The sequence below is a fragment of the uncultured Roseobacter sp. genome, from assembly GCF_947493125.1.
Classification (GTDB): Bacteria; Pseudomonadota; Alphaproteobacteria; order Rhodobacterales; family Rhodobacteraceae; genus Roseobacter.
The window spans coordinates 255,126-278,017 of sequence record NZ_CANLQB010000002.1; the positions used below are offsets into that span (position 1 = coordinate 255,126).

A 22,892-nucleotide genomic window follows, 5' to 3' on the forward strand; every position below is an offset into this window, starting at 1 on the left:
TTCACTTTCCCAAACAGAAGCTCGCGAATATCTCGTCCAGAAGATTCTCGACATCCACACGACCCACGACCGATTCCAGGGCTCGAATCGCGCTGCGGAGCTCCTCCACGGCTATATCATAGTGCTCCGAACCTCGACCAGCGAGGTCCATCGCTATCTGCAGCTGTTGGTCAGCCGTTTTCATGGCCTGTCGATGCCTATCTCGTATGGCGAGTCCTGCTCCTCCGGCACGCATCGACAATGTCCTCTGTATCCGCGAAACCAGCTCTCTGACCCCATATCCTGTTTTTCCTGAAACTCCATCCACAGAATCTTGTTGAAGGTCCGCCTTTGCCCGGACCACAACGTCATCTTTCTCGGGCTCCAACATCAAAGGCTCATCCGAATCCTTCAAAAATATCCGCATGTCCGCCATCTTTGCACGCTCGATTGCGCGAGAGACCCCAATTGCTTCAATGCTATCCTCACTCTCTCGCAGGCCCGCCGTATCGAGGAAAGTGACCGCTAGCCCGTCGAGATCCATGCGCACTTCGATAATGTCCCGCGTCGTTCCCGCAATTTCCGATGTAATTGCGGCATCTCTGCCAGCCAGTCTGTTCAGCAAGGTGGATTTACCCGCGTTCGGTGGGCCGACAATCGCGACTTCAAATCCTGATCGGATGCGTTCGGCGACAAAACTGCCAGCGATTTCATCTGACAATTGGGACCGCACACCAACCAGCAAATCCAGAACTTCCGGAGAAACATCGACAGGGACATCCTCATCAGCAAAATCGATGGTTGCCTCCAAAAGCGCTGCAGCACGTATCAGATCCCGCCGCCAGCCTTCAACACGGTCACCCAACGCGCCAGAAAAAACGCGCACCGCCTGCTTACGCTGCGCCTCGGTCTCAGCGTCAATGAGATCCGCCAAACCCTCAACCTGCGCCAAGTCCATTCTGCCGTTCGACAATGCGCGACGTGTGAACTCACCAGGCTCCGCCAACCGCGCGTTGGGGGCCGCAGACAGCTCCTCCAAAACCGCACTCACAACCGCCTGGCTTCCGTGCAAATGAAGTTCCACGACATCTTCGCCTGTGAAGCTGTTCGGCGCTTCAAAGACAAGGATCAGCGCATGATCGAGCACCTGCCCGTAGCGCTTTCGCAAGACACGGGTCGCGGCTGTCCGCGCCGGAGGCAGGGCTCCTGACAAATCTTGACCAATTTTAAGCGCATGCAGTCCGGATACGCGAATGATCGACACTCCGGCACGACCAGATGCCGTCGCCAGGGCAAATATCGTATCCATATATTAACCCACTGTTTTAAAACAATAAGTTACGTATTCATCGAATCGAAGAAGTCCGAATTTGTCTTCGTCTGTTTGAGCTTTGAAATCAGGAATTCAATCGCGTCGGTGGTACCCATCGGATTGAGAATACGCCGAAGTACGAAGGTCTTCTGCAGATCAACCTTATCAACCAGCAGATCTTCCTTCCGCGTTCCGGACTTCAGGATGTCCATCGCCGGGAACACGCGTTTGTCCGCTATCTTGCGATCCAGAACAATCTCCGAGTTGCCGGTGCCTTTGAACTCTTCGAAGATAACCTCATCCATCCGGCTGCCCGTATCAATCAACGCGGTTGCAATAATCGTGAGGGACCCGCCCTCCTCTATGTTCCGCGCCGCTCCGAAGAATCGTTTGGGGCGTTGCAGGGCGTTCGCATCCACACCACCGGTCAGAACCTTGCCGGATGATGGCACCACCGTATTGAATGCCCGACCCAGACGCGTAATGGAATCGAGCAGAATAACCACATCGCGCTTGTGCTCAACCAGTCGCTTGGCCTTCTCGATCACCATATCCGAGACCGCCACATGCCGCGTCGCCGGCTCGTCAAACGTGGAGGACACCACTTCGCCCTTCACCGAGCGTTGCATGTCCGTCACCTCTTCAGGTCGCTCATCGATCAGGAGCACGATCAGATAGCATTCAGGATGGTTGCGCTCGATCGAGTTGGCGATGTTCTGCAGAAGAACTGTCTTACCTGTCCGCGGAGGTGCGACAATCAAAGATCTCTGGCCTTTGCCGATGGGCGCCACAAGATCAATGATTCGCGAAGACCTGTCTTTGACGGTCGGATCGTCCGTTTCCATCGTCAGCCGTTCATCAGGATAAAGCGGCGTCAGGTTTTCGAAGGCGACCTTATGGCGTGCCTTCTCCGGATCTTCGAAGTTGATCTGTGTGACATCGAGCAACCCAAAGTACCGTTCATTGTCATCGGGTGCCTTGATGACGCCCTCGATGGTATCGCCCGTCCGAAGGGAGTATTTGCGGATCATCTCGGGCGAGACATAAATGTCATCGGGGCCCGGCAGGTAATTCGCTTCGGGTGATCGCAGAAATCCAAAGCCATCCTGAAGAACTTCGAGCACCCCATCACCGGAGATTTCCCAGCCCTCATCCGCCCGCTCTCGCAGGATCTGGAACATCATCTCACCTTTCCGCATGGTGGATGCGTTCTCGATTTCCAGATCTTCCGCCATCGACAAAAGATCTTTCGGGCTCTTCCGTTTGAGATCTGCGAGATTCAACGTTTCAAGCGCATCTGCCACGGTTGGCGTGTCACTCATATCTGTTGTCATGAAACTACCCATTCCCAGCCGAGGCGTCTCAGGCTGGCTTGTCTTTGATGATGTCAGGTCTGCGCCGACCCCGGACGGGGCGGTAAACAGGTCTTAGGCGGCTGCTGGTGCCGAGTCAATTGCTTCAGAAGCGAACCACAACCGACAAGACGATCAAAACCATCAGAAGTGTCGGCACTTCATTCATCATCCGGTAATGGCGGCCAGAAAGCTGATTGTCTGATCTCAGGAAATCCTTCCGGCGTAACCCAAGCCAATGGTGAAACCATGTCATGCCCAAGACACCGGCAGCTTTTGTCCAAGGCCAGACCTCAGCCCAACTGACGATCCCGGGTGTGAACACGAGGCAAAGACCCAGAACCCAGGTGGCGATCATCGCAGGGTTCATGATCACCCTCAGAAGTTTGAGTTCCATTGTCTGAAAAAGCTCGTGCGTTGCACCGTTTTGCCCGACCTGTTCGGCATGATAGACAAAGAGACGGGGCAAATAGAACAGCCCAGCCATCCAGGCGATGACCGCCATGATGTGGAACGCCTTTATCCATGGGTAAGCAAGCGCGAGAAGGTCTGACATTTCTGGTCTCCGATCCCTTCGCCTCTCTTATTCATTAATAAAGAAAGAGAAAAGGATGATGATTTGGTAGGTATCAGGCAATCTGTGGATTACGGTTTTTTGCTCAGACTTATCCGACTGGGGAAAACTCGCCGTACCGGCAGAATGAAATCCAAAATATGGTATATTTTATAACTATATCAGTATTTTAATGAGCATCTTGTATCGCAAATTTCGGGATAAGCTTGTGTGTAAAATGACCGCATTCGGCTTGTTCACACAGCTCGTGTTGTTCTTTTCCGCTGAGGGTCGGAGCGTGGATCTTATGACTTAATGCCCAGGATGTGTTCCTCTTGCGCCATCTCGCTGATTTCCCCAGAAGAACATATTAAGAAATCCTTACCACTGTTCACAGGCTTACCAACATGGCCCAACCGCTCATCTTGGCCTCCTCTTCAGACATCCGGGCCCGACTGTTGCGCAATGCTGGTGTCGAGGTGTCGGTCCAGCCCGCTCGGATCGATGAAGAGATGGTCCGCGATGCCATGCTTGCTGAACATGCCCCACCCCGGGATATCGCTGATATGTTGGCTGAACTGAAGGCCCGGAAAATCAGCGAGAAGTACCCCGATGCGCTTGTGCTCGGGTGTGATCAGGTGCTTGATCACGCAGGTCAACTCCTATCGAAACCAAGGTCTCCGGAAGAGGCGGAACAACAGCTGCATTCGATGCGAAATGACCGCCACATGCTCCTGTCGGCAGCTGTCATCTGCGAGGCGGGAAAACCGCTGTGGCGACATGTGGGACAAGTCCGACTGCGCATGCGCGATGCATCTGATGCCTACATCCGCGGATATGTCAGGCGGAACTGGGCCAGCATTCAGCATTCTGTCGGCGCATATAAGCTGGAAGAGGAAGGGATAAGGTTGTTTACCCGGATCGAAGGTGATTACTTCAACGTCCTGGGGCTGCCTCTGCTCGAGCTGTTGGCCTATCTGACGTTGCGAGGAGATCTGGAAGGATGAGCGGCACATCGGACGCCCCCGCAAAGATTCCGTTGGCAGGGGTCATTGGGTCCCCGATATCTCATTCGAAATCGCCACAGCTTCATCGCCACTGGTTGAACAAATATGGTGTCCGCGGTTTTTACGTCCCGATGGACGTGAGTGCGCGGGATCTCCGGGATGTTCTGATGACATTGCCGAAAGCCGGTTTCGTGGGCGTCAACATCACGATTCCGCACAAGGAGGCGGTGTTGGACATTGCAGATCTCGTGACCGATCGCGCCACGCTGATCGGGGCCGCCAACACGCTGATTTTCAGGAAAGATGGCAAGATTCATGCAGACAATACGGATGGTTATGGATTCATAGAAAACCTCCGAGCCGGTGCTCCGAACTGGCAACCGCAAACCGGCCCAGCGGCGCTTCTTGGCGCAGGTGGCGCGGCGCGTGCGGTGATCGCGTCACTCCTCGAAGCGGGCGTGCCTGAAATCATGGTCGCCAATCGTACCCGGGTCCGGGCGGAGAAACTGCAAGCTGACTTTGGAAACCGCATCACAGTGGTCGACTGGGTCCAAGCAGGCAACATCATGGAGGACGCCAGTCTGGTGGTGAACACGTCATCTTTGGGCATGGTGGGCAAACCCGATCTACGCGTTCCGCTGGACGGTCTGCAGAAAACGACGGTTGTGACCGATCTTGTCTACACGCCACTCAAGACCCGCTTGCTGGAGGTGGCGGAAGACCGAGGATGTCTCGCAGTGGACGGTCTCGGGATGCTTCTTCATCAAGCGGTTCCGGGGTTTGAGCGCTGGTTCGGCCCTCGACCGGATGTCGATCACGAGACACGGTCGGTGGTCTTGCGCTGATGTTTCGTTTGGGCCTCACCGGGTCGATTGGTATGGGCAAGTCAACGACTGCGCAGATGTTCGTCGATGAAGGTTGCGCCCTCTGGGATGCGGATGCAGCCGTCCATCGGCTTTACTCGAAAGGTGGTGCAGCGGTTGCCCCACTTGGCGCAGTCTATCCAGATGCCGTTCGGGGAGATGCCATTTGTCGCGATGCTTTGCGTCACATTGTGTCCAGTGAGACCGGCGCGCTCAAGACGGTTGAAGGCATTGTCCATCCTCTTGTCGTCGAAGACCGGCGCGCATTTTTGGCGAAGACGACTGCTGATATCGTCGTTTTGGACATTCCGCTCCTGTTCGAGACAGGGGGCGAGACCGACATGGATGCTGTTGCCTGCGTGTTCGTCTCGCCAGAGATCCAGGAGAAACGCGTTCTTGAGCGAGGCACGATGACCCAAGCACAGTTTCAAAACATCCGTGAAAATCAGATGCCAAACGACGAAAAATGCGCGCGCGCAGACTTTGTGATTGTCACAGACACGATTGAACATACCCTGGCACAGGTTCAGGATATTCTGAGGATGATCAGGGAGAGGATGTGCGATGCGTGAGGTTGTGCTCGATACCGAAACAACGGGGTTCGATCCGGAGACCGGAGACCGGATCGTGGAAATTGGTGCCGTCGAGCTTCAGGGTCATATCGCGACGGGCAAAACATACCATCAATATATAAATCCTGAGCGCAGCATGCCTGACGAAGCCTTCCAGGTGCATGGCCTGGGCGATGATTTCCTGCGGGACAAACCAAAGTTCGCGGAGGTCGGTAAGAGCTTCCTCGAATTCATAGGGGACGCAAAGCTGGTCATCCACAATGCAGCCTTTGACATCAAGTTCCTGAACGCGGAGCTGAAATGGATGGGGTTGCCGCAAATTCCATGGGACCAGGCAATCGATACATTGGAGATTGCACGGAAGCGTTTTCCGGGCTCTCCCGCGTCACTTGATGCGTTGTGCCGCAGGTTCAATATCGACAATTCCGAACGGACATTGCACGGGGCTTTGCTCGATAGCGAAATCCTGGCAGAGGTCTATCTGGAGCTCATTGGAGGCCGGCAGCCTGACTTTGGTTTGTCGACTGGCGCTGCGGACGCGTCCGGACCAGGCGGGACCGAGTGGACGCCCCGCCCGCGGCCGAAACCACTCAAACCGCGTTTGTCAGAACAGGAAGCCGCCGCCCACGCCGACTTTGTGGCCAAACTGGGCGACGACGCTTTGTGGTTGAAGAGCTAGCGGTTAAGCGTCCGCTTTTGGCGCGTCCTCAGCTTGACGCCGCGCGATTTCATTCCGGTACAGCGACAGGAAGTCGATGTTTTCCAGGTTTAGCGGCGGGAAACCACCGTCACGCGTCACATCGCTGACCACACGCCGCAGGAACGGGAAGATCATCCGCGGGCATTCGATCAGCAGGAAGGGATGAAGCTGATCTTCCGGGACGTTCTCGATCTGGAAAATACCAGCGTAGTCGATCTCGAGCACGAAGAGCGTCGAATCTCCGTCTTTCGCCTTTGATGTGACATTCAGCTTGATCGACGTCTCGAATTGGCCTTCGGTCGTGCGCTTTTTTGCATCCAGATTGACCTGGACCTGAACGTCCGGCGTCACATCAGCGGGAGCGCCTTTCTGGGCCATGATGTTCTCAAAAGACATATCGCGAATGAATTGGCCAAGAACCCGCATCTGGGGCGCTTTTTGTTGTGCTTCGGCTTCAGCCATGAGGCTCTCCTATCGTCAAAAACAAATCGGATGAGCCTTAACAGCTTGGACTGACCACCTCAATGGTCGGTCCACTTGGACGGTCGTTTGATCCGGTCGCGATCCTGCGTGACCTCGGAATATTCGCCGTCGATGATGTCATCGTCAGGATAGGACCGTCTTGGCTGTGGACCGGTTTGAAACGTCTGAACGTTCACACGGGCTCGAATCGCTTTGAAGACGAACACTCGCACTGCCGGAACGAGCAGAAAAAACCCGATGGCATCCGTGAAAAACCCCGGTGTCAGCAATAAAGCGCCGGAGAACAGGATCATCGCGCCATGTACCAGAGGTTCCGTCGGGTCTTTCAGATCGGAGAAGGAGGATTTGAGCTGGCTTATGGCCAGGATGCCCTGGTTTCGCACCAACCAGGTACCGGCAATGGCTGTGAGAACGACGGTGACAAGCGTCCATCCCAGCCCGATTGCGCCGCCAATTTGGATGAACAAGGTGATTTCAATCAAGGGCACCGCAAGAAATGCGATAAATAGCCACATTTTGAAGCTTCCTTTCCCGGGCCGTGGAGTGGACTTGCACAGACCTCCCACCTACATAAGAGGAAGACGAGCCCGTTTCCATGACTTACCCGGCATGAGGTCCCTATGAATTCGCCCCTGATACAGCTTTTGGTGCTGGCTGGCATCGCTGTTTTCCTGATCTTGCGTTTGAAGAACGTATTGGGGACGCGGGACGGGTTTGAGCAGCCCCCCTTGCCGAAGCCGCAAACGCGTTCTCGTTCCGGTCCGGAGTTCGAGGTGATCGAAGGCGGCCCCGATCTGGATATCGTCGATCATGTTGAAGAGGACAGTGATGCGGCAAAGGCTTTGGCGTCCATGAAACGGATCGAGCCGTCCTTCAACGTCACTGATTTCCTCGGCGGCGCGCGCAGCGCTTACGAGATGATTGTGATGGGCTACGAAAAGGGCGAGCTGTCGGAGATCCAGCCATTCTTGGCCGAAGACATCTACGAGTCCTTCGTTGATGGGATTGCCGCACGAGAGGATCAGGGGCTGACTGTCGAGTCGAACTTCATCGGCGTGCGAGAGTTGAAGTTGATGGATGCGACCTTCGATGACGATACCCAGGAAGCTGAGCTTACAATCCGGTTCGTTGCAGAACTGACATCGGTGCTTCGCGACGCCGAGGGCGAAATTGTCGATGGCGATCCCAAGGAAATCAAGCGCCAAAAAGACACGTGGTCCTTTGCGCGTACCATGGGATCGGACGATCCGAATTGGCTGCTAGTGTCCACAGACGCGTGAGATCCGCGATTGCGGCGGGTCTCTTGTTTGGTCTTCTGGGCATGCCGGGACCAGGTGAAAGTGAGACCCGGGTGGAGGTTCTGTCCTTCGCGGATTTGGAGGGCTGGCAGGAAGATGATCACGCCGCGGCCTTCAAGACCTTCCGAAACACCTGCCAAGACATGGACGATCCAGATTGGCGCGCCGTCTGTGCCTATGCCACTTCGAATCCCGAGCCCAAGGCATTTTTTGAACTCCTCTTTCGTCCCGTTCTGATCGAGGACACGGAGCAGGCGCTTTTCACCGGGTATTTTGAGCCGGAGTTGAATGGCGCGCGAGAGCGCACAGGGCGCTACCGCTACCCGCTCTACAGCATGCCGCCCGAAGTGAAAAACACCGATATCTGGTACTCGAGGCGCCAAATCCTTGATGGGGGCTTGCTTGAAGGCCGAGGTCTCGAAATCGCCTGGGTGGATGATCCGGTTGAGCTGTTCTTCCTGCAAATCCAGGGGTCCGGTCGGGTCACCTTGCCTGATGGCAGCAAACTGCGCGTGGGCTATGCGGGAGCCAACGGGCATACCTATCGCTCCATTGGGGCTGAACTGGTGCGTCGCGGAACCTACCAACCGCATCAGGTCAGCGCAGATGTGATCAAGAACTGGGTACGCCGGAACCCGGAGGCGGGTCGAGAACTGCTGTTTCACAATCCGTCCTATGTGTTCTTTCGCGAAGTGAGCGACGTGCCTGCCGACAAGGGGCCGCTTGGCGCTATGAACCGTTCGGTCACGCCTATGCGGACACTCGCTGTTGACCCGGCCTTTGTTCCGCTCGGGGCGCCGGTTTGGCTTGAAAAGGATGGGCAGAATCCGCTGCGTCAATTGATGGTGGCACAAGACACCGGGTCTGCAATCAAGGGCGCACAGCGCGCGGATATCTTCTTTGGTACGGGTGACGCGGCTGGTCGTGCGGCTGGAAAACTCAAAGATCCAGGACGTATGGTTGTTCTGCTGCCGATCCAGCGCGCCTATGCAATGGCCCCGGACAGTACGTTGTGACACGACGCAAGCTCTCGGACGAGGAGAAGGCGCTGTGGAAAAGGGTCGCGGACCGAACAACAGCCCTGAAGGAACGCGAAACCTTTGATCCCAACACTTTTGCGCCACAGCCCAAAAATTCAGAAGCGAAGCCAAAGCCTGACTATTTGAAACTCAACCAGACATTTCCACCAAAGCCCGAACCGCGGAAAACCAGCTTTGATCTGGTGCCGTCTCTGCCTGACCGCCTGAACAGCGCGTCTGTCCAGATGGACAAGAAGACCTTCGGAAAGATGAAACGAGGCAAACTCAAGCCGGAAGGTCGGATTGATCTACACGGGATGACTCTGGATAGGGCTCATGGCGTATTGGTGAAATTCATCCTCTCTGCGCATCAATCCGGTAAGCGTCTGGTCCTTGTGATCACGGGGAAAGGTAAAAATCGCGATGAGGGCGGCCCGATCCCTGTGCGCCACGGCGTCCTGCGGCACCAAGTCCCGCAGTGGCTTTCTGCACCGCCCCTCTCCGCGGTGGTCATGCAAGTCAGTCAGGCACACCTGAGCCATGGAGGTGGCGGTGCATATTATGTCTACCTCAGGCGGGTGCGTTAGGCAGATCGCGGTGATAGCGGAGCGTTCCAAGACAAGCCAGCAGCGCACCACAGAGATAGAAGAGAGAGATTGGAACCATCTGTCTTGGAAAATCGATGCCGTAGTCGATAAGAAAACCCGTCAGTCCGGGGCCGATAGCGGAGCCAAAAACCATCAGCGCCGCCGCTGCCGACTTGATCGACCCAAGATGTCGTGTGCCATAAAAGGTTGCCCAAAAAGCTGCCGTCGCCGTGCTTTGAATCCCCTGCCCGACACCGAAAATCACCAGGCCTAACCCGGCGACAGGGATCGTTTCGGCGACGGCCAGAACTGCGAAGGCGATGGCAAAAGGGATCATCTGAAACGGCACCACCCATTTCACCCCGAAACGATCGACCGCCCAACCGGCGACAACGGTGAAGGCAATCGCCGACATCGTATAAATCGGGAGAAGTGCGACAAAGGAGACAAGGCTCCAGCCCTTCACCTCCGTCAGGTGAACCTGCTGGAAAAAGAGCGCCGTGCCCCACGCGGCCGGTCCGATCATGGCAGGGATGAACAGATAGAAGAGCGGATGACGCAGCATGTCGGAGCGGCTCCAATGCCGCCCTTTCATGCCCAGGCTATGACTGCTCTCCGCCATGGATTGCGGGGTCCGCTCTTGTCTGAGCAAGCGCTGTATGATCGGTATCGTGGTGATGATCAGAAGTGCGGCGATGGCCCAAAGCATCCGCCAGTCCAACAGTGCCAGAAGAGCGACGAAGCTCACCGGTAAAACCGCCTGTCCGGCGGAAAATCCCATCGCCGCCAGCGAGATTGCGCGTCCTCGAGCGGCGATGAACCATCGCGCCATCGCCACGTAGGCGATCTGGGACATCATGCCCTGACCCAGGAACCGCAACGCAAAGACGACGAGGGCCAGTAGGAGTGACCCGCCCACCGTCGTCATCCCGAGACATGCCACAGCCAGCAGGACCATGATCCAAAGCGAGAGGGATCGCACCCGAAAGCTGTCGCACAGTGCTCCGGCCCAGATCATTGCGACGGCGGAGGCACTTGTGCTGAGCGTATAGAGCATGCCCCACTGGCCATCCGTGAGGTCGAATGCGCGCATGATGTCGCCGGCAAAAATACCGATGAAAAAGGTCTGTCCGTAGGACGAGGTGAACGACAGCAGAAAACCCGCCAGCAGAAACAGCCGGTTGTCGATCAGGAAGCGGATGTAGCCCATCCGCTTGATGTCGCAGGCCCTTGAGCGGAAGGAAAGCGCTAAAGCACGTAGCGGCTGAGATCGGTGGATTTGGTCAGCTCGCCGAGGTTTTTCTCGACAAAGGCGGCATCCACGGTGACCGTATCGCCTGCTTGATCCGGGGCGTTGAAGGACAACTCCTCAAAGACACGTTCCATCACGGTATAGAGCCTGCGCGCGCCGATGTTCTCAACCGACTGATTCACATCCGCCGCGATCTTGGCCAGCGCCGCGATACCTTCGGGCTCGAAGGTCACGGTGACCTCTTCGGTGCCCATAAGCGCGGTGTATTGCAGGGTGAGCGCATTGTCGGTCTCCGTCAGGATGCGCACGAAATCCTCTTCGGTCAGCGCCCGCAGCTCCACCCGGATGGGCAGACGGCCTTGCAACTCCGGCAGCAGGTCCGAGGGTTTCGCGATGTGGAAGGCGCCGGACGCGATAAACAGCACATGGTCTGTTTTCACCGGCCCGTGTTTGGTGCTGACGGTCGTGCCTTCGATCAGCGGCAGCAGGTCGCGCTGCACCCCCTCGCGGCTGACGTCACCACCACGCGCGTCGGAGCGGGTGCAAACCTTGTCGATCTCATCGAGGAACACGATCCCGTTCTGCTCAACCGCCTCAATCGCGGCCTTGGTCACGGTCTCGTCGTCGAGCAGCTTGTCGGCTTCCTCGCCAATCAGCACGTCATAGCTCTCCGCGACTGACAGCCGTTTGCGGGTGGTGCGCCCGCCCATGGCCTTGCCGAAGATATCCCCGAGGTTGAGCATGTTCATACCTCCCGGCTGGCCAGGAATGTCCATCATCGGGAAGGGGTTCGAGGTGTCCGCGACGTCCAGGTCGATCATCTGATCGTCGAGCTCGCCTGCCTTGAGCTTCTTGCGGAACATCTCGCGCGTGCCTTCCCGTGCGTCCGTCCCGGCAATGGCGTCGATCACCCGCTCTTCAGCGGCGCGTTGGGCGTTGGCCTTCACGTCCTCGCGCATGTGTTCGCGGGTCATGACGATGGCGCTGTCCACCAGATCGCGGATGATCTGTTCGACGTCGCGGCCGACGTAGCCGACTTCAGTGAATTTCGTGGCCTCCACCTTCAGGAACGGTGCGCGGGCGAGTTTGGCAAGACGGCGGCTGATCTCGGTCTTGCCGACGCCGGTGGGGCCGATCATCAGGATGTTTTTGGGGTAGACCTCGTCGCGGAGATCATCGCCCAACTGCTTGCGCCGCCAGCGGTTGCGCAGCGCCACGGCCACCGCGCGCTTGGCGTCCTTCTGCCCGATGATAAAGCGGTCGAGTTCGGAGACGATCTCGCGGGGGGTCAGGTCGGTCATGGGTCAGGCCTTTGTCATATGAGAGGGCGGCAGCCGGTGCAGCGGGACAAACCCCGGCAGCAGCGCCAGCAGGCGCGCGCGGATTTTCTCCCACCGCGCGCCGAGGAAGAGCAGCACGACACCGAGGAAGAACACGGTGAAAACAGCGCCATCCCCTTCAAAGATCGTGGCAGTCAGGATCACGGTGTAGCCGATGGCGGCAATCAGAAAGGATCGACGGTCGATGATGATGGCGACGAGGGCAAACAGGGTCAGGACCGCAACCAGCGTCATGTTAGACCAGCCTTCCTCGCGGTCGAGCAGGGTCAGTGCAATGGTATTAACCAGCGCCGGGGCTGCCACCACATGCAGCCAGAATCCATTGGCGGCGCGGCGGGTAACGCGGTGCGGGTCGGACATGTCGAATGCCATTGCGACGCCAAACACCACGAGCCCAAGGGCCAGGGTGATCCAGGCGAAAGGTCCGCCAGCGGACAAGAGGAAAAGCTGTTCCAGAGACTGCGGTGACCCGCTGCTGTTGCCTGCGATCAGGATTGCAACGCCAAACGCACCGAGCGCGATGAGGGCCAAAGCAAACGGCACGCGGAAGCGGTACCAGAAAGCAAAAAGTGCGAGTGTCGCCAGGGCGAGAGGCAGCGGCAGGCTGCTGTTGTTGCCTTGCGCGACCATGAAAAGTTCGGAAAACGCACCGGCAAGGCCGTAGGCCGCATTCACCGCGAAAAGCACCGCCAGCGCGATGGCGGGTGCAACCATCCGGCGGCGGCGGATGAAGTACTCCGACAGCGCCCAGAGTACGGCCGCCCCCGCGACGCTGGAATAGATCAGCGTGTCGCGCAGGCGGATCGGGTCATCCGCGATCCAGAAGGTGACGATGCCGATCCAGCCCATGGCGAGGATTGCCAGACCCACGACAATGAAAATCTCGTTGAAGCCGCGAAAGAGCTCGAAGGGTTCGTCGCCGGGCGCGAGGTTCTCTCGGGCGCCGCTGCGGCTGTGCGCGAGGCTGACCAGTGCGGCGGCCTGTGCCTCGGTCACGATACCGGCGCTGACCGAAGCGCGGAGATCGTCTCGGTCGATCATGCGGAGATCGTCTCGATGGTCAGGTTTCCGTTGGTGTAGACGCAGATGTCTGCCGCGATGGCCATGGCATCCCGGGCCACAGCTTCGGCTGTGCGCTCACTGCTCATCATGCCGCGCGCAGCAGCCAGTGCAAAGTTTCCACCCGATCCGATGGCAGCCACATCATGTTCCGGTTCCAATACATCGCCGGCGCCTGTGATCACCAACAGGTCCTTTCCATCGGACACGATCAGCATCGCTTCAAGCTTCTGCAGATACTTGTCGGTGCGCCAGTCCTTGGCCAATTCGACACTGGCACGGGCCAACTGACCCGGTGTCGCTTCCAGCTTTGCTTCCAGCCGTTCAAGAAGTGTGAACGCATCGGCAGTGGAGCCTGCAAATCCCGCCACGACGTCGAACCCACCTGGGCTCAACCGCCGCACTTTACGCGCGGTGCCCTTGATGACGGTTTGACCCAATGACACCTGTCCGTCGCCGGCGATCACAACTTCACCGGCCTTCTTTACCCCGATGATCGTGGTCCCGTGCCATCCGGGAAATTCGTCCTGCGCCATATGGGCCTCCTTTGTCGTGCTGCTCTATATGGCGCGGTGTTTTGAGGCGTACAAGGGCCGGTTCCGGGCCTGCGTTTGGAAACAACAAAGGGCGCCTGAACCAGACGCCCCTTTAGACTTCCTGTCAGGCCTGGGTCAGATCGACTCTTCAATCCAGCTTTGAAGGGCTGCCTTTGGTTTGGCGCCCGCCATATTCGAGACGACCTGCCCGTCCTTGAAGATGAACAAAGCTGGAATTCCGCGCACGCCCATCTGAGCAGGTGAATTCGGATTTTCATCGACGTTGACCTTCACGATCTTCACCCGTCCGTCCATCTCGGTGGACAACTCTTCCAGCGAAGGGCCGATCTGCTTGCAGGGGCCACACCACTCTGCCCAGAAGTCGACCACAACAGGGATGTCAGAGTTCTTTACTTCGGACTCGAAAGTTGCGTCGGTTACAGCAAGGGTGGCCATGGTGCTCTCCTGACAGGCTATGCTTGGGCGACGAACCTAGGAAGCCGTGGGGGCGTCGTCAAGATGTTGCGTGCTTTCTAACGCCCGTGTCACGATTTCGTCCGGGAGCATCATCAGTCTTTGTGTGCGCGTCCACAAAATACCGGTCTCGATCCGGCGGTTCGGATAGATCTGAGACAGTGCATGTGAATAGGCGCCCATTTGGCGCAGAAGCCCGTGCGGACAGAGGTCCGGTGCGTCCGGAACGCTGCGATTGGTCTTGAAATCGACGGCAAGAACCCGGTCTGCTCCGACGACAAGGCGGTCTATCACACCGGACAGCCGCACCCCTCCCCAAGGGGCGGAAACAGGGACTTCTGCCAAGGCGCCTTGTGTAAAAATCGGCCCCAGCTCGGCCGCTTGAAGCACCGCCTTCGCCTCAGCCCATGCTTCTGTGTGATCCGATGTGTCCGGATCCGCCATCCGCAATGCGGTTGCAATGTCTTCCCACGCACCGGGTGCTGCCGCGCTCATCACCTCGAGATAGCGATGCAGCAGCGTTCCATAGGCTTTCGCCGCTGCCTCATCGCGACCGGTTTCGCCCGGCAAAGCCTTTGCACCGCCCAAGTCAGACGGCGATACTGTCTCAATGGGTGGTGGAGGTGCTGGCGCAGCCCGCGAAAACAGCGCATCAAGCTCGGGCTGATGAGCGTCCCCCGACCGGTGCTGAACCTCTGGAAGCGCATCCCAGTCTTCTTGTGAATGGCGCCTGATCTGCAGCCCCTGAAATTCGATGTCTTTCGGCTGCATCGAAGAAAGAGCGGAGTCGACGATTTGATAAAGACTGTCGTTCTGCCGCGACAGCTCTCCTCCTGCCGCGACGATCAACCATTTCTCTGCCCGTGTCAGAGCCACATACAGCAATCGCATGCGCTCTTCGAACTGCGCCGCTTTCATCTCGCTGATGCGATCTGACATGCGTCTTGGCATGTCAGCGGCGTTGGTTTTCCAAAGCGGTTGGCCTTCTAAGGTGATGATCTCGTCCCTTATGGTGATCTCCCGCTTGCCCATGTCCGGCAGGATCACGATCGGAGCTTCAAGACCCTTGGCACCGTGAATGGTCATCACGCGGATCTGGTCCGTCGCACTGTCGATCTGCCGCTTGATTTCCAGATCGTCGGTTTCCATCCATACGAGGAACCCTGTCAGGCTGGGGATCGCGTTACGCTCGTAGGCCAATGCCTGGCTCAACAGTGCGTTGATGCCATCTTCGGCCTCGCGACCCAATCGTGCCAACAGGCGTCTGCGTCCTTGGTGGCGCGTCAGAACGCGTTCGATCAGATCGTAGGGGCGCAGAAAATCGACGTTCGAGCGTAAATCGTTCAAAACCGATAGGGTTTCGCCATGGGTTTCCTGCTGACGCCGCAGAGCCTGCCACAGATGCTCTTCATTGCGGCCGTGCGCCAAGTCGAAGAGCTGCTTCTCGCTCCACCCGAAAAGCGGTGATCGCAGCGCGGTGGCCAGCGACAGACTGTCCTCCGCGACGGCGAGGAAGGACAGCAAAGCCGCAAGATCGCGCACGGCGAGCTCGCCGCCAACCTTCAACCGATCAGCGCCCGCGATGGGCAGGTCATAGGTTTTGCATGCCCGGATGATCTCGGCAAAGAGTTGTGACCGCCGCTGCACAAGGATGAGAAAGTCACCAGGCCTGACGCGGCGCTTCGCATGGCCATTCGTGACATCGACAGGAACCGTCACACCGGTGTCGATCATCTTTTTGATTTGATCCGCAATCTGGCTCGCCAGGATCACCGTATGGTGCCTCGCGCCGCGCCGATCCAGTGGTTCGTACCACTTCCGATCATCGCTCTCATCCTGCTTCTCGATCACCGGCCAGATATCGACGCGACCGGGCAGTGCTGTCTTGAAGGCGTCGTGACGAACCTCATCGCCAAAGCCAGGGTGGCGCTCGCCTCCGAAGGTGGCATCCACAACGTCCAGCACCGCGGGCGACGAGCGGAACGAATAGGCGAGCGTCAGGCTTTGAAATCGTTGCCCCGCCGCCTCCATCTTGCCTTTGAATTCCGCGTGCATCCGGTCGAATTCGCGCGGATCAGCGCCCTGGAAGGAATAGATCGACTGTTTCTTGTCACCGACCACGAACAGCGTCCGTGTCACGTCCTTGCGCGCGCCCTCTCCACTCGAGAACTCAGCGGCCAAATTTCGGATCACATCCCATTGTGCGGGGCTCGTGTCTTGTGCCTCGTCCACCAGGATGTGGTCGATGCCGCCATCAATCCGAAAGAGGACCCAGGCCGCGACGAGCGGGTCTGTCAGCAAATCCCGTGCCTTGAAGATCAGGTCGTCGAAGTCCAGCCAGCCGCGCAACAGCTTCTGATCTTCGTAGAGTGCAATGAATCGCGTTGCGAAGGCATGCAACGCAGCGCTCTTGCGGGCAGCCAGGAGCGCGAGCCGAGCCTCTCGCGCATCCGCGACACGCTGCATAAATGCGTCGAGCGCTGGCATATGCGCCCCCAAAACCGCTTGAGTCGCTTTCGTTGGGAAGCTTCCGATCTTCGCCGCGAATGGCACTTTGGCGGTAGGTCCTGTCAAGAAAACAGTCTCTAATTGGGGTAGTTTTTCAAATTTGACCGGTCTAAGTGCGGCAAGCTTGACGGCCGCCTTGCCATCGTTTCCACCCTTTTCGCGCATCGCAGGCAGCAGTGCTGCGATCAGTTCGTCTTCGCCACCCAGAAAGACACGGGCAGCGATCTGCTCCTCGGAAAGATCAGTGGGCTGTCCGAACAGGCCAAGAAAATCGCCAAGTTCCATCGGTCGTTCAAACCGGTCACGATGCTGAACGACCATTCGCGTGAGGTTTTCAAAATCCTCGCCGGTGTAGTGTCTGGTCAGCGCCTCGATCAGCGGAGCCCCCGGCCCCTCGGCCATCTGATCCACGATTTCAGCGCGCAACAGGTCGGATGCGCGATCTTCGATTTCGGTGAACTGCGGGCTGACACGTGCCTCGAGAGGAAATCGCCGCAGAAGTGCCGCACAAAACGAATGGATGGTCTGGATCTTCAGCCCGCCCGGGGTCTCGATTGCGCGGGCAAAGAGCGTGCGCGCCTCACGCAAACGCGTGGCGTCTATCTCACCATCGACGCCAAGCTCTTGCAGCGCGGCCTGGAGTTTCGCCCCGGGCAGCATCGCCCAGGCGCCCAACCGTCGAAACAACCTGTTCTGCATCTCCGAGGCGGCGGCCTTGGTGTATGTCAGACAAAGAATGTGCTGCGGTTCAACGCCATCCAGCAACAATCGTGCAACCCGATCCGTCAACACGCGGGTCTTGCCGGACCCTGCATTTGCGGTCAGCCATGTCGATGCGTCGGGTCGCGCTGCACGAACCTGCGCTTCGGTTGCCGCATCTCTGGGTGTCACGATAAATCCTCCGCGACCGGATCGTCGGTCACGTCCCATTCACCGAAGCGCGCCAGTTGATCGTAGTCGCCGTCGATCCGGTCTTGCAGCATCATGCGACGCGATGTGAATCCCTGATCAGGATCCAGATAGGCTTCGATCAGGCTTCGCAGATTGACCAGAACCTCGGCCGGGGGCTCGGTGTCCAATGGTGCCTCCACTTCGGCAGGATCCGCGCCCAGTCCGATAAATAGCGCCAAAGCGACCTGACCGATGCCCAGTTCGGGGAACGCACCCTGCTCGATCATCGCTGCCTCGATCAGGAGCTGTTTGTCGAAGGTCGCCTGCTGTCGGGCCGTCGGCGGCTTTCCCGTCTTGTAGTCGTAAAGCAGGAACGCCCCATCATCGCGCCGGTCGATCCGGTCCGCACGCGCAGTGAGTGTGACGCCGAGATCGGGCCAGGTCAGCTGCCCTTTGGCCTGATTTTCAAACGCAACCGGCGTTGCGATGCGCTGGCGCTGCTGTTCGCGCTCGACAAACCAATCGGCGATCTTCTCGATCCGCGCCAGCCAGATCGCCCGCGCAGCAGGCCATGGAACCTGTCGCTCCATCTGCGCGCGTGCGACGCTCATCAGATGCCCGGCAGTGAGCCGCTCCGGATCTGTCTGGGTGTCGCGCACAAAGGTTTCGAGGATGTCATGTGCCAGGGTACCTCGCATCAGCGCATCCGGGCTCTGAGCCAGTGGGCCAAGCTGCACCAGTTTGAGCACGTGTTTGGCGTAGATCGCATAGGGGTCACGGATCAGCCGTTTGATTTCCGTCACCGAAAGTTTTTGCGGACGTGAAGCCCGTGGCGGTTTCGGTGAGGGGCGATGGGCCGGATCGACGGGAACAATAGCCTCAAAGGCGGCAACCTTGGCCAGCCATGTCTCCCCTCGCAGGATCATGGCACGCAGCGCATCCGGCCCACCCTGATCCTGCAGACCGTCCAGCAGGTTGCATAACCGGTTGACCCACCGCGACACGACGGTTTCCGCGTCATCCGAGCGGACGGAGCGCGTCAGCCAAACGTCTTTGGCGCCGATCGCCTGCTGGTAGTCATGCGCCGACAAACCGATGCGACGTTCCGGCAAAAGCAGCCCCGCCTGATGGCGAAGGGCTCGGTTCAGCCAAGGATCGGGTTTGGGTGCTTCGGGCCAGGTGCCGTCGTTGAGCCCGGCAAGGATCACCAGATCGGCACCCTGAACCCGTGCCTCCAGCGTGCCCCAGATCATGATGTCCGGATGCGGTGCGTCCCGGTCGCGCACCTCCTCATCGGACAGCAGTGCATTCACCAGATCACTATAGTCGGCGGCGGTCATGGTCGTCCCCAATTCAGCGTGATCCGCGAGAGTCTGCATCACCTGCAGGGCCTTCTGACCGGCCTTTTTTTGCCACAGCTCACCAGAATCGGTTGCATCTATGCCGCCCGCGATCCGTTCGGCCAGGTGCATGTGGCTGGCCACCCAATCCTGCAGCGGCCTTTGTCGCCCTTGTGCCTTGTCGGTAAAGGTTTCCCCGACCCAGTCGGACCAAGCCATCAGGGCCCTTTGCTGGTCGTCGGACTTCACCGTGCGATCAAGCAGCCTCAGGAGCCCGGCTGCGTCCGGGTAAGGCAGCCCATGTTGTCGGATTTCCAGCTCAAGCCGCTGGGTATTCAGCACATGTGGTCCACGCGCACGGCCGCTGTGGGTGAGCGGGTGTTTGAGCAGGGTCAGCAGTGCTTCAGCATCCAAACGCTTTTCGAACAACCGGGCGACATGCCGCAAGAACCGACCTGGCGGAGAGAGATGCAGCGGGGTGCCTGCAGAATCGTCTGGCAATACATCCCACTGATCGAGTGCCGCCGTCACTTGCCGTGTCAGAACGCGATCTGGCGTGATCAGCGCCGCCGTCTCGCCCAATTCTGCAGCCTGTCGCAAACGCATAGCAATGGCGAGCGCCTCGTCGCGAGGCGTCGGTGCCTCAAGCATGGTGATGCCAGATGTGGCGCCTTCAATATCTTCCAGATGTACCCCTTCGGTCAGCCAGGCATCGGTGACCGGCGCTGGCCTTAGAGAGAGTGACACCAGCGCGTTACGCGCAGCGGACGGTGGCGGTTGGTCGTGCCAAGGCCGGACATCCCGCCGGGACAGATCCAGCGCCCCCATCAGCCTATGGAAGCGGTACTGCGGATGATCTTCAGACAGCAGCGCATCGTCCAACTGTGACCAGACCCGTGTCGGCATTTCGAAGTCAAACCCGGGCAGGATCAGCGCTCCTTGCGGCAGCCTGGCCACAGCCTTCATCAACATCATCGTGGTTCCGCGGGACCCTGTGGAGCCCGCGATCAGGATTGGATCCTGTGGAGGTTGGTCGGCCCATCTTCTTGCCAGTGCGCTGACCAAGGCGCGTTGCCGTCCTTCTTGGTCCAGCGTCGTATCGCCTTGATCGAGATAGGTTTGCGCAATGCGAATGAACTGCAGTGCCCTCTGCCAGTGACCGGATTGGTCTGTCACGTCCAGCTGCGCAATGGTCTCGGCGGTGACCCCTTCGCCCTGCATTTCGTCGATCAAGCCGGCCAGGCTGTCCGTCAAATCATAGAGAGAGGACTGTGGCGCGAGATCTCTTTCCTGAGCCAGCAGGCTAGCGACGAGCGCACTGAGCTCGAGGCGGCGGCGCAGGGGAGAAATCGCTGGAGAAACCGCGAGGCTCGGGTCTATCTGATCAAGATCGGTGATCAGCCGCAGCCGTGGCAGTACCCGGGCAGGACCGTCATCAAACAGCGCGCGCAGCCGCCGTTGCATCCTGCGGGTGTTCACGACGAGCTGAACCCGCGCCATGGCCTCGGGTGGTTGGTCTGCCATACGCGCGATCAGCCCGTCGACGAGCGCCCTTGGGAAGTCAACGCCTGGGGCGATCCCGAAAAGCCGTGGATGTTCCCCGTCTTCAAACATCCTCGGCCGCCAACAACGCTTCGGCGACGGCAATGCCCGCCGGATGTCCCACATCGCACCACTGACCGGGATAGCTCAGGCCGAACACGCGACGGTGCGCCAGCATCAGATCCCATATAAGGTTGAGCGAAAAGGTCGTTGCCTCGATCTCGGAGAGCCGTTCGGTCTTGATGATCTGCACGCCGCCGTAAACATGGCCCTGGCCCCGGTTCAAACGCCCGTCCGCGTCGATGTCAAAGTCGCCTGTCCCGTCGTAGGCATGGCTGTGCTCCAGCGGGATGCAGATCAGTAGCGCGTCCATCACCTCGGGTCGCCAGGCGTCGTGCAAGAGCTCTATCGGACTGGGCCCTTTCCAGACAGCATCGGTGTTCAGCGTGAACACGGGGCCATTGCCTAAGTGCGGCAACGCATTGCGTAACCCCCCACCGGTGTCCAGAATCTCGGGACTTTCCAGCACCGTTTTGACACCCCGTGCATCCAAATGCTGCTGGAGCATCTTCGGCTTGTAGTGCAAATTGGCGATGATCTGGTCGCGTGGAATACTCCTTGTCTGGTCCAGTGCATGATCGACCAGTGGTCGCCCGGCGACCTCGACCATTGGCTTTGGCCGATCATTCGTCAAAGGACGCATACGCGCCCCGAAGCCCGCCGCAAAGAGCATCACAAATTCGGGCAGGTCGCGCATTTCACCCTCAATTTTTCCAGAACATCATGTGTCGGCGGCGGCAAAGAGCCCTCGACCACCGCCGCAACAGACGACAGCGCCGGATGCTTTAAATTGGTTTGAGCATGACCCCAGACGCGCGGAATGAGATCGACGTAGTGAGCTTTGCCGTTGCGCAAACACAGCCGGGTCAAGACACCCAGGATGCGCAAGTTGCGTTGCGCTCCCCATGCCGCATAGGCGGTTGAGAACTCGGCCAAATCGCGCGGCATCTTCTTCAAAAACCGCGCGATCATCTGTCGTTCGGTTTCCGGGCGAAGATCGCGACGCGCATCTTGCAATACAGAAACGAGGTCATAGGCGGGATGACCCAGCATCGCGTCCTGGAAGTCAAGCAACCCGACCCGGGCGGACCCCTCTCGATCCGGCAGCCACAGAAGATTCTCCGCGTGATAGTCTCTCTGCATCAACACGCGCGCCTCCCCGTCGAAGGGGGCCAGAACGGACTTGATCCCGGCAAGACAATCGGCCTTTGCCGCAGCATCAACGGATCCGGCAACCGCTAGCTGGTACCAATCAAAGGCCGGAGCCGTGAGCGCGGCGGCGCTCGCGGAGTCGTAACTGGTCAAATCGGGCGGCGACTTCTGGTATACATGCACCAGAGTGTCGATTGCTGCGGAATAGAGACTGTTTTCAAGATGCGGCTTTTGCTCGAGGACCCGCGCAAATAGCGCATCGCCCAGATCTTCCAGCAACAAAAAGCCGTCGATTTGGTCCTGCGCAAAGATGTCCGGCGCACTGAGGCCAATCTCGCCCAGATGCTGCGCGATCCGAACGAATGGACCGATCTTTTCACCTTTGTCCGGTGGTGCGTCCATCAACACTGCACGCGTGCCGTCGGGCTTGATCAGCCGGTCGTAGCGGCGGTTCGAGGCGTCACCCGCAAGCGGTGTACGATCCGCGTCAGCCCACCCGGCTTGCTGAATGAAATCCCGCAGCTTGTGCGCGCGTTCTGTCATGCCGCTGCCGCCCTGACCTTTTTAACCCAGAGCGGCGCGCGCCAACCGATCTCAAGCACTCGGCTGTGTTCGGTGTTTCCATTCGTCAGTTCGATCTCCAGCGCCTCCTTCGGACGCAAGGGCCCGAGGCGATCCGGCCATTCCACAAGGCAGATCGCATGATCGAAGGCCTCGATGAGGCCCAGCTCCTCGATCTCTTCATCTGTTGAGATGCGGTAGAGGTCGCTGTGCCAAAGCGGCCCCTTTCGGGTTTCATAGGTCTGAACGATAGTGAATGTCGGGGAGGGAATATCTTCAGGTTCGCGCAAAAGCGATTGAATGAGATGGCGTGCGAAATGGGTCTTCCCCGCACCCACCGGACCGCTCAGCAGGACCGTATCGCCGGGTTGAAGCTGTGCGCCCAGAGCGACGGCAAATGCCGCGGTCGCTTCACCAGTTGCCATGTGGAGTGAGAATTCGCCCAGGCCCAT

22 protein-coding genes are annotated in these 22,892 nt (G+C 58.6%); 7 read left to right on the forward strand and 15 right to left on the reverse strand.

What is annotated here, in order from left to right:
* Position 1: 1 nt before the first annotated feature.
* From mnmE to hemJ, 3 genes are all read right to left on the reverse strand, one after another.
* A complete protein-coding gene (mnmE, locus tag Q1A71_RS05015; RefSeq protein ID WP_299672449.1) occupies positions 2-1,288 on the reverse strand; it encodes a tRNA uridine-5-carboxymethylaminomethyl(34) synthesis GTPase MnmE in 1,287 nt (428 codons plus the stop codon).
* Positions 1,289-1,317: 29 nt separating this feature from the next.
* Positions 1,318-2,613: a transcription termination factor Rho gene (gene rho / locus Q1A71_RS05020; RefSeq protein WP_299672451.1), complete on the reverse strand. Its 1,296-nt coding sequence runs from the start codon at positions 2,611-2,613 to the stop codon at positions 1,318-1,320.
* A 136-nt stretch (positions 2,614-2,749) separates the two neighbouring features.
* Positions 2,750-3,199 carry a protoporphyrinogen oxidase HemJ gene (hemJ, locus tag Q1A71_RS05025; protein WP_299672453.1) on the reverse strand — a complete coding sequence of 150 codons (450 nt, stop codon included), beginning with the start codon at positions 3,197-3,199 and terminating at the stop codon, positions 2,750-2,752.
* A 404-nt stretch (positions 3,200-3,603) separates the two neighbouring features.
* On the opposite strand from hemJ, the gene Q1A71_RS05030 reads away from it, so the two are divergent.
* The 4 genes from Q1A71_RS05030 to dnaQ are packed head-to-tail and all read left to right on the forward strand — an operon-like array spanning position 3,604 to position 6,317.
* A complete protein-coding gene (locus Q1A71_RS05030; RefSeq protein WP_299672455.1) occupies positions 3,604-4,203 on the forward strand; it encodes a Maf family nucleotide pyrophosphatase in 600 nt (199 codons plus the stop codon).
* Positions 4,200-5,048 (forward strand): shikimate dehydrogenase, encoded by an 849-nt coding sequence (locus Q1A71_RS05035; RefSeq protein ID WP_299672457.1) that lies wholly within the window; start codon positions 4,200-4,202, stop codon positions 5,046-5,048. Before Q1A71_RS05030 ends, Q1A71_RS05035 begins: the two co-directional genes overlap by 4 nt.
* Positions 5,045-5,638 carry a dephospho-CoA kinase gene (coaE, locus tag Q1A71_RS05040; protein ID WP_299673188.1) on the forward strand — a complete coding sequence of 198 codons (594 nt, stop codon included), beginning with the start codon at positions 5,045-5,047 and terminating at the stop codon, positions 5,636-5,638. Before Q1A71_RS05035 ends, coaE begins: the two co-directional genes overlap by 4 nt.
* The gene (gene dnaQ, locus Q1A71_RS05045) at positions 5,631-6,317 is read left to right on the forward strand and encodes a DNA polymerase III subunit epsilon (protein ID WP_299672459.1); all 687 of its coding nucleotides are present in this window, start codon (positions 5,631-5,633) and stop codon (positions 6,315-6,317) included. The genes coaE and dnaQ overlap by 8 nt, the downstream gene beginning before the upstream one ends.
* A gap of 3 nt (positions 6,318-6,320) precedes the next feature.
* Here the strand turns inward: dnaQ and secB are convergent, their stop codons facing one another.
* Positions 6,321-6,800 (reverse strand): protein-export chaperone SecB, encoded by a 480-nt coding sequence (gene secB / locus Q1A71_RS05050; protein WP_299672461.1) that lies wholly within the window; start codon positions 6,798-6,800, stop codon positions 6,321-6,323.
* Positions 6,801-6,859: 59 nt separating this feature from the next.
* Complete coding sequence (locus Q1A71_RS05055; protein WP_299672463.1) at positions 6,860-7,336, reverse strand: FxsA family protein; 477 nt, start codon at positions 7,334-7,336, stop codon at positions 6,860-6,862.
* Positions 7,337-7,441: 105 nt separating this feature from the next.
* On the opposite strand from Q1A71_RS05055, the gene Q1A71_RS05060 reads away from it, so the two are divergent.
* From Q1A71_RS05060 to Q1A71_RS05070, 3 genes are read left to right on the forward strand one after another with little or no spacing between them, the layout of a single operon-like run.
* Entirely contained in the window at positions 7,442-8,101 is a 660-nt protein-coding gene (locus Q1A71_RS05060) for a Tim44/TimA family putative adaptor protein (RefSeq protein ID WP_299672465.1), read from the forward strand.
* A gap of 41 nt (positions 8,102-8,142) precedes the next feature.
* Positions 8,143-9,135: an MltA domain-containing protein gene (locus Q1A71_RS05065; protein ID WP_299672467.1), complete on the forward strand. Its 993-nt coding sequence runs from the start codon at positions 8,143-8,145 to the stop codon at positions 9,133-9,135.
* On the forward strand, positions 9,132-9,725 hold the full coding sequence (locus Q1A71_RS05070; protein ID WP_299672470.1) for a Smr/MutS family protein: 594 nt from the start codon (positions 9,132-9,134) through the stop codon (positions 9,723-9,725). The genes Q1A71_RS05065 and Q1A71_RS05070 overlap by 4 nt, the downstream gene beginning before the upstream one ends.
* Here the strand turns inward: Q1A71_RS05070 and Q1A71_RS05075 are convergent.
* The 10 genes from Q1A71_RS05075 to tsaE form a co-directional block, all read right to left on the reverse strand.
* The gene (locus Q1A71_RS05075) at positions 9,709-10,935 is read right to left on the reverse strand and encodes an MFS transporter (protein ID WP_299672472.1); all 1,227 of its coding nucleotides are present in this window, start codon (positions 10,933-10,935) and stop codon (positions 9,709-9,711) included. The two genes, Q1A71_RS05070 and Q1A71_RS05075, sit on opposite strands and share 17 nt — an antisense overlap.
* Positions 10,936-10,973: 38 nt before the next feature.
* Positions 10,974-12,278, reverse strand: a complete 1,305-nt coding sequence (hslU, locus tag Q1A71_RS05080) for an ATP-dependent protease ATPase subunit HslU (RefSeq protein WP_299672475.1) — start codon at positions 12,276-12,278, stop codon at positions 10,974-10,976.
* 3 nt (positions 12,279-12,281) lie between these two features.
* Entirely contained in the window at positions 12,282-13,358 is a 1,077-nt protein-coding gene (locus Q1A71_RS05085; RefSeq protein ID WP_299672478.1) for a hypothetical protein, read from the reverse strand.
* Complete coding sequence (hslV, locus tag Q1A71_RS05090; RefSeq protein WP_299672481.1) at positions 13,355-13,912, reverse strand: ATP-dependent protease subunit HslV; 558 nt, start codon at positions 13,910-13,912, stop codon at positions 13,355-13,357. The genes Q1A71_RS05085 and hslV overlap by 4 nt, the downstream gene beginning before the upstream one ends.
* Before the next feature lie 135 nt (positions 13,913-14,047).
* Positions 14,048-14,368, reverse strand: coding sequence for a thioredoxin (gene trxA, locus Q1A71_RS05095; protein WP_299672484.1), 321 nt, complete (start codon positions 14,366-14,368; stop codon positions 14,048-14,050).
* Positions 14,369-14,404: 36 nt separating this feature from the next.
* On the reverse strand, positions 14,405-17,785 hold the full coding sequence (gene addA / locus Q1A71_RS05100) for a double-strand break repair helicase AddA (RefSeq protein WP_299672487.1): 3,381 nt from the start codon (positions 17,783-17,785) through the stop codon (positions 14,405-14,407).
* Positions 17,782-20,739, reverse strand: a complete 2,958-nt coding sequence (gene addB, locus Q1A71_RS05105) for a double-strand break repair protein AddB (protein ID WP_299672490.1) — start codon at positions 20,737-20,739, stop codon at positions 17,782-17,784. The genes addA and addB overlap by 4 nt, the downstream gene beginning before the upstream one ends.
* Positions 20,732-21,424, reverse strand: coding sequence for a nucleotidyltransferase family protein (locus tag Q1A71_RS05110; protein ID WP_299672493.1), 693 nt, complete (start codon positions 21,422-21,424; stop codon positions 20,732-20,734). The genes addB and Q1A71_RS05110 overlap by 8 nt, the downstream gene beginning before the upstream one ends.
* Positions 21,400-22,422 (reverse strand): phosphotransferase, encoded by a 1,023-nt coding sequence (locus Q1A71_RS05115; protein ID WP_299672495.1) that lies wholly within the window; start codon positions 22,420-22,422, stop codon positions 21,400-21,402. The genes Q1A71_RS05110 and Q1A71_RS05115 overlap by 25 nt, the downstream gene beginning before the upstream one ends.
* A complete protein-coding gene (gene tsaE / locus Q1A71_RS05120) occupies positions 22,419-22,892 on the reverse strand; it encodes a tRNA (adenosine(37)-N6)-threonylcarbamoyltransferase complex ATPase subunit type 1 TsaE (protein ID WP_299672497.1) in 474 nt (157 codons plus the stop codon). Before tsaE ends, Q1A71_RS05115 begins: the two co-directional genes overlap by 4 nt.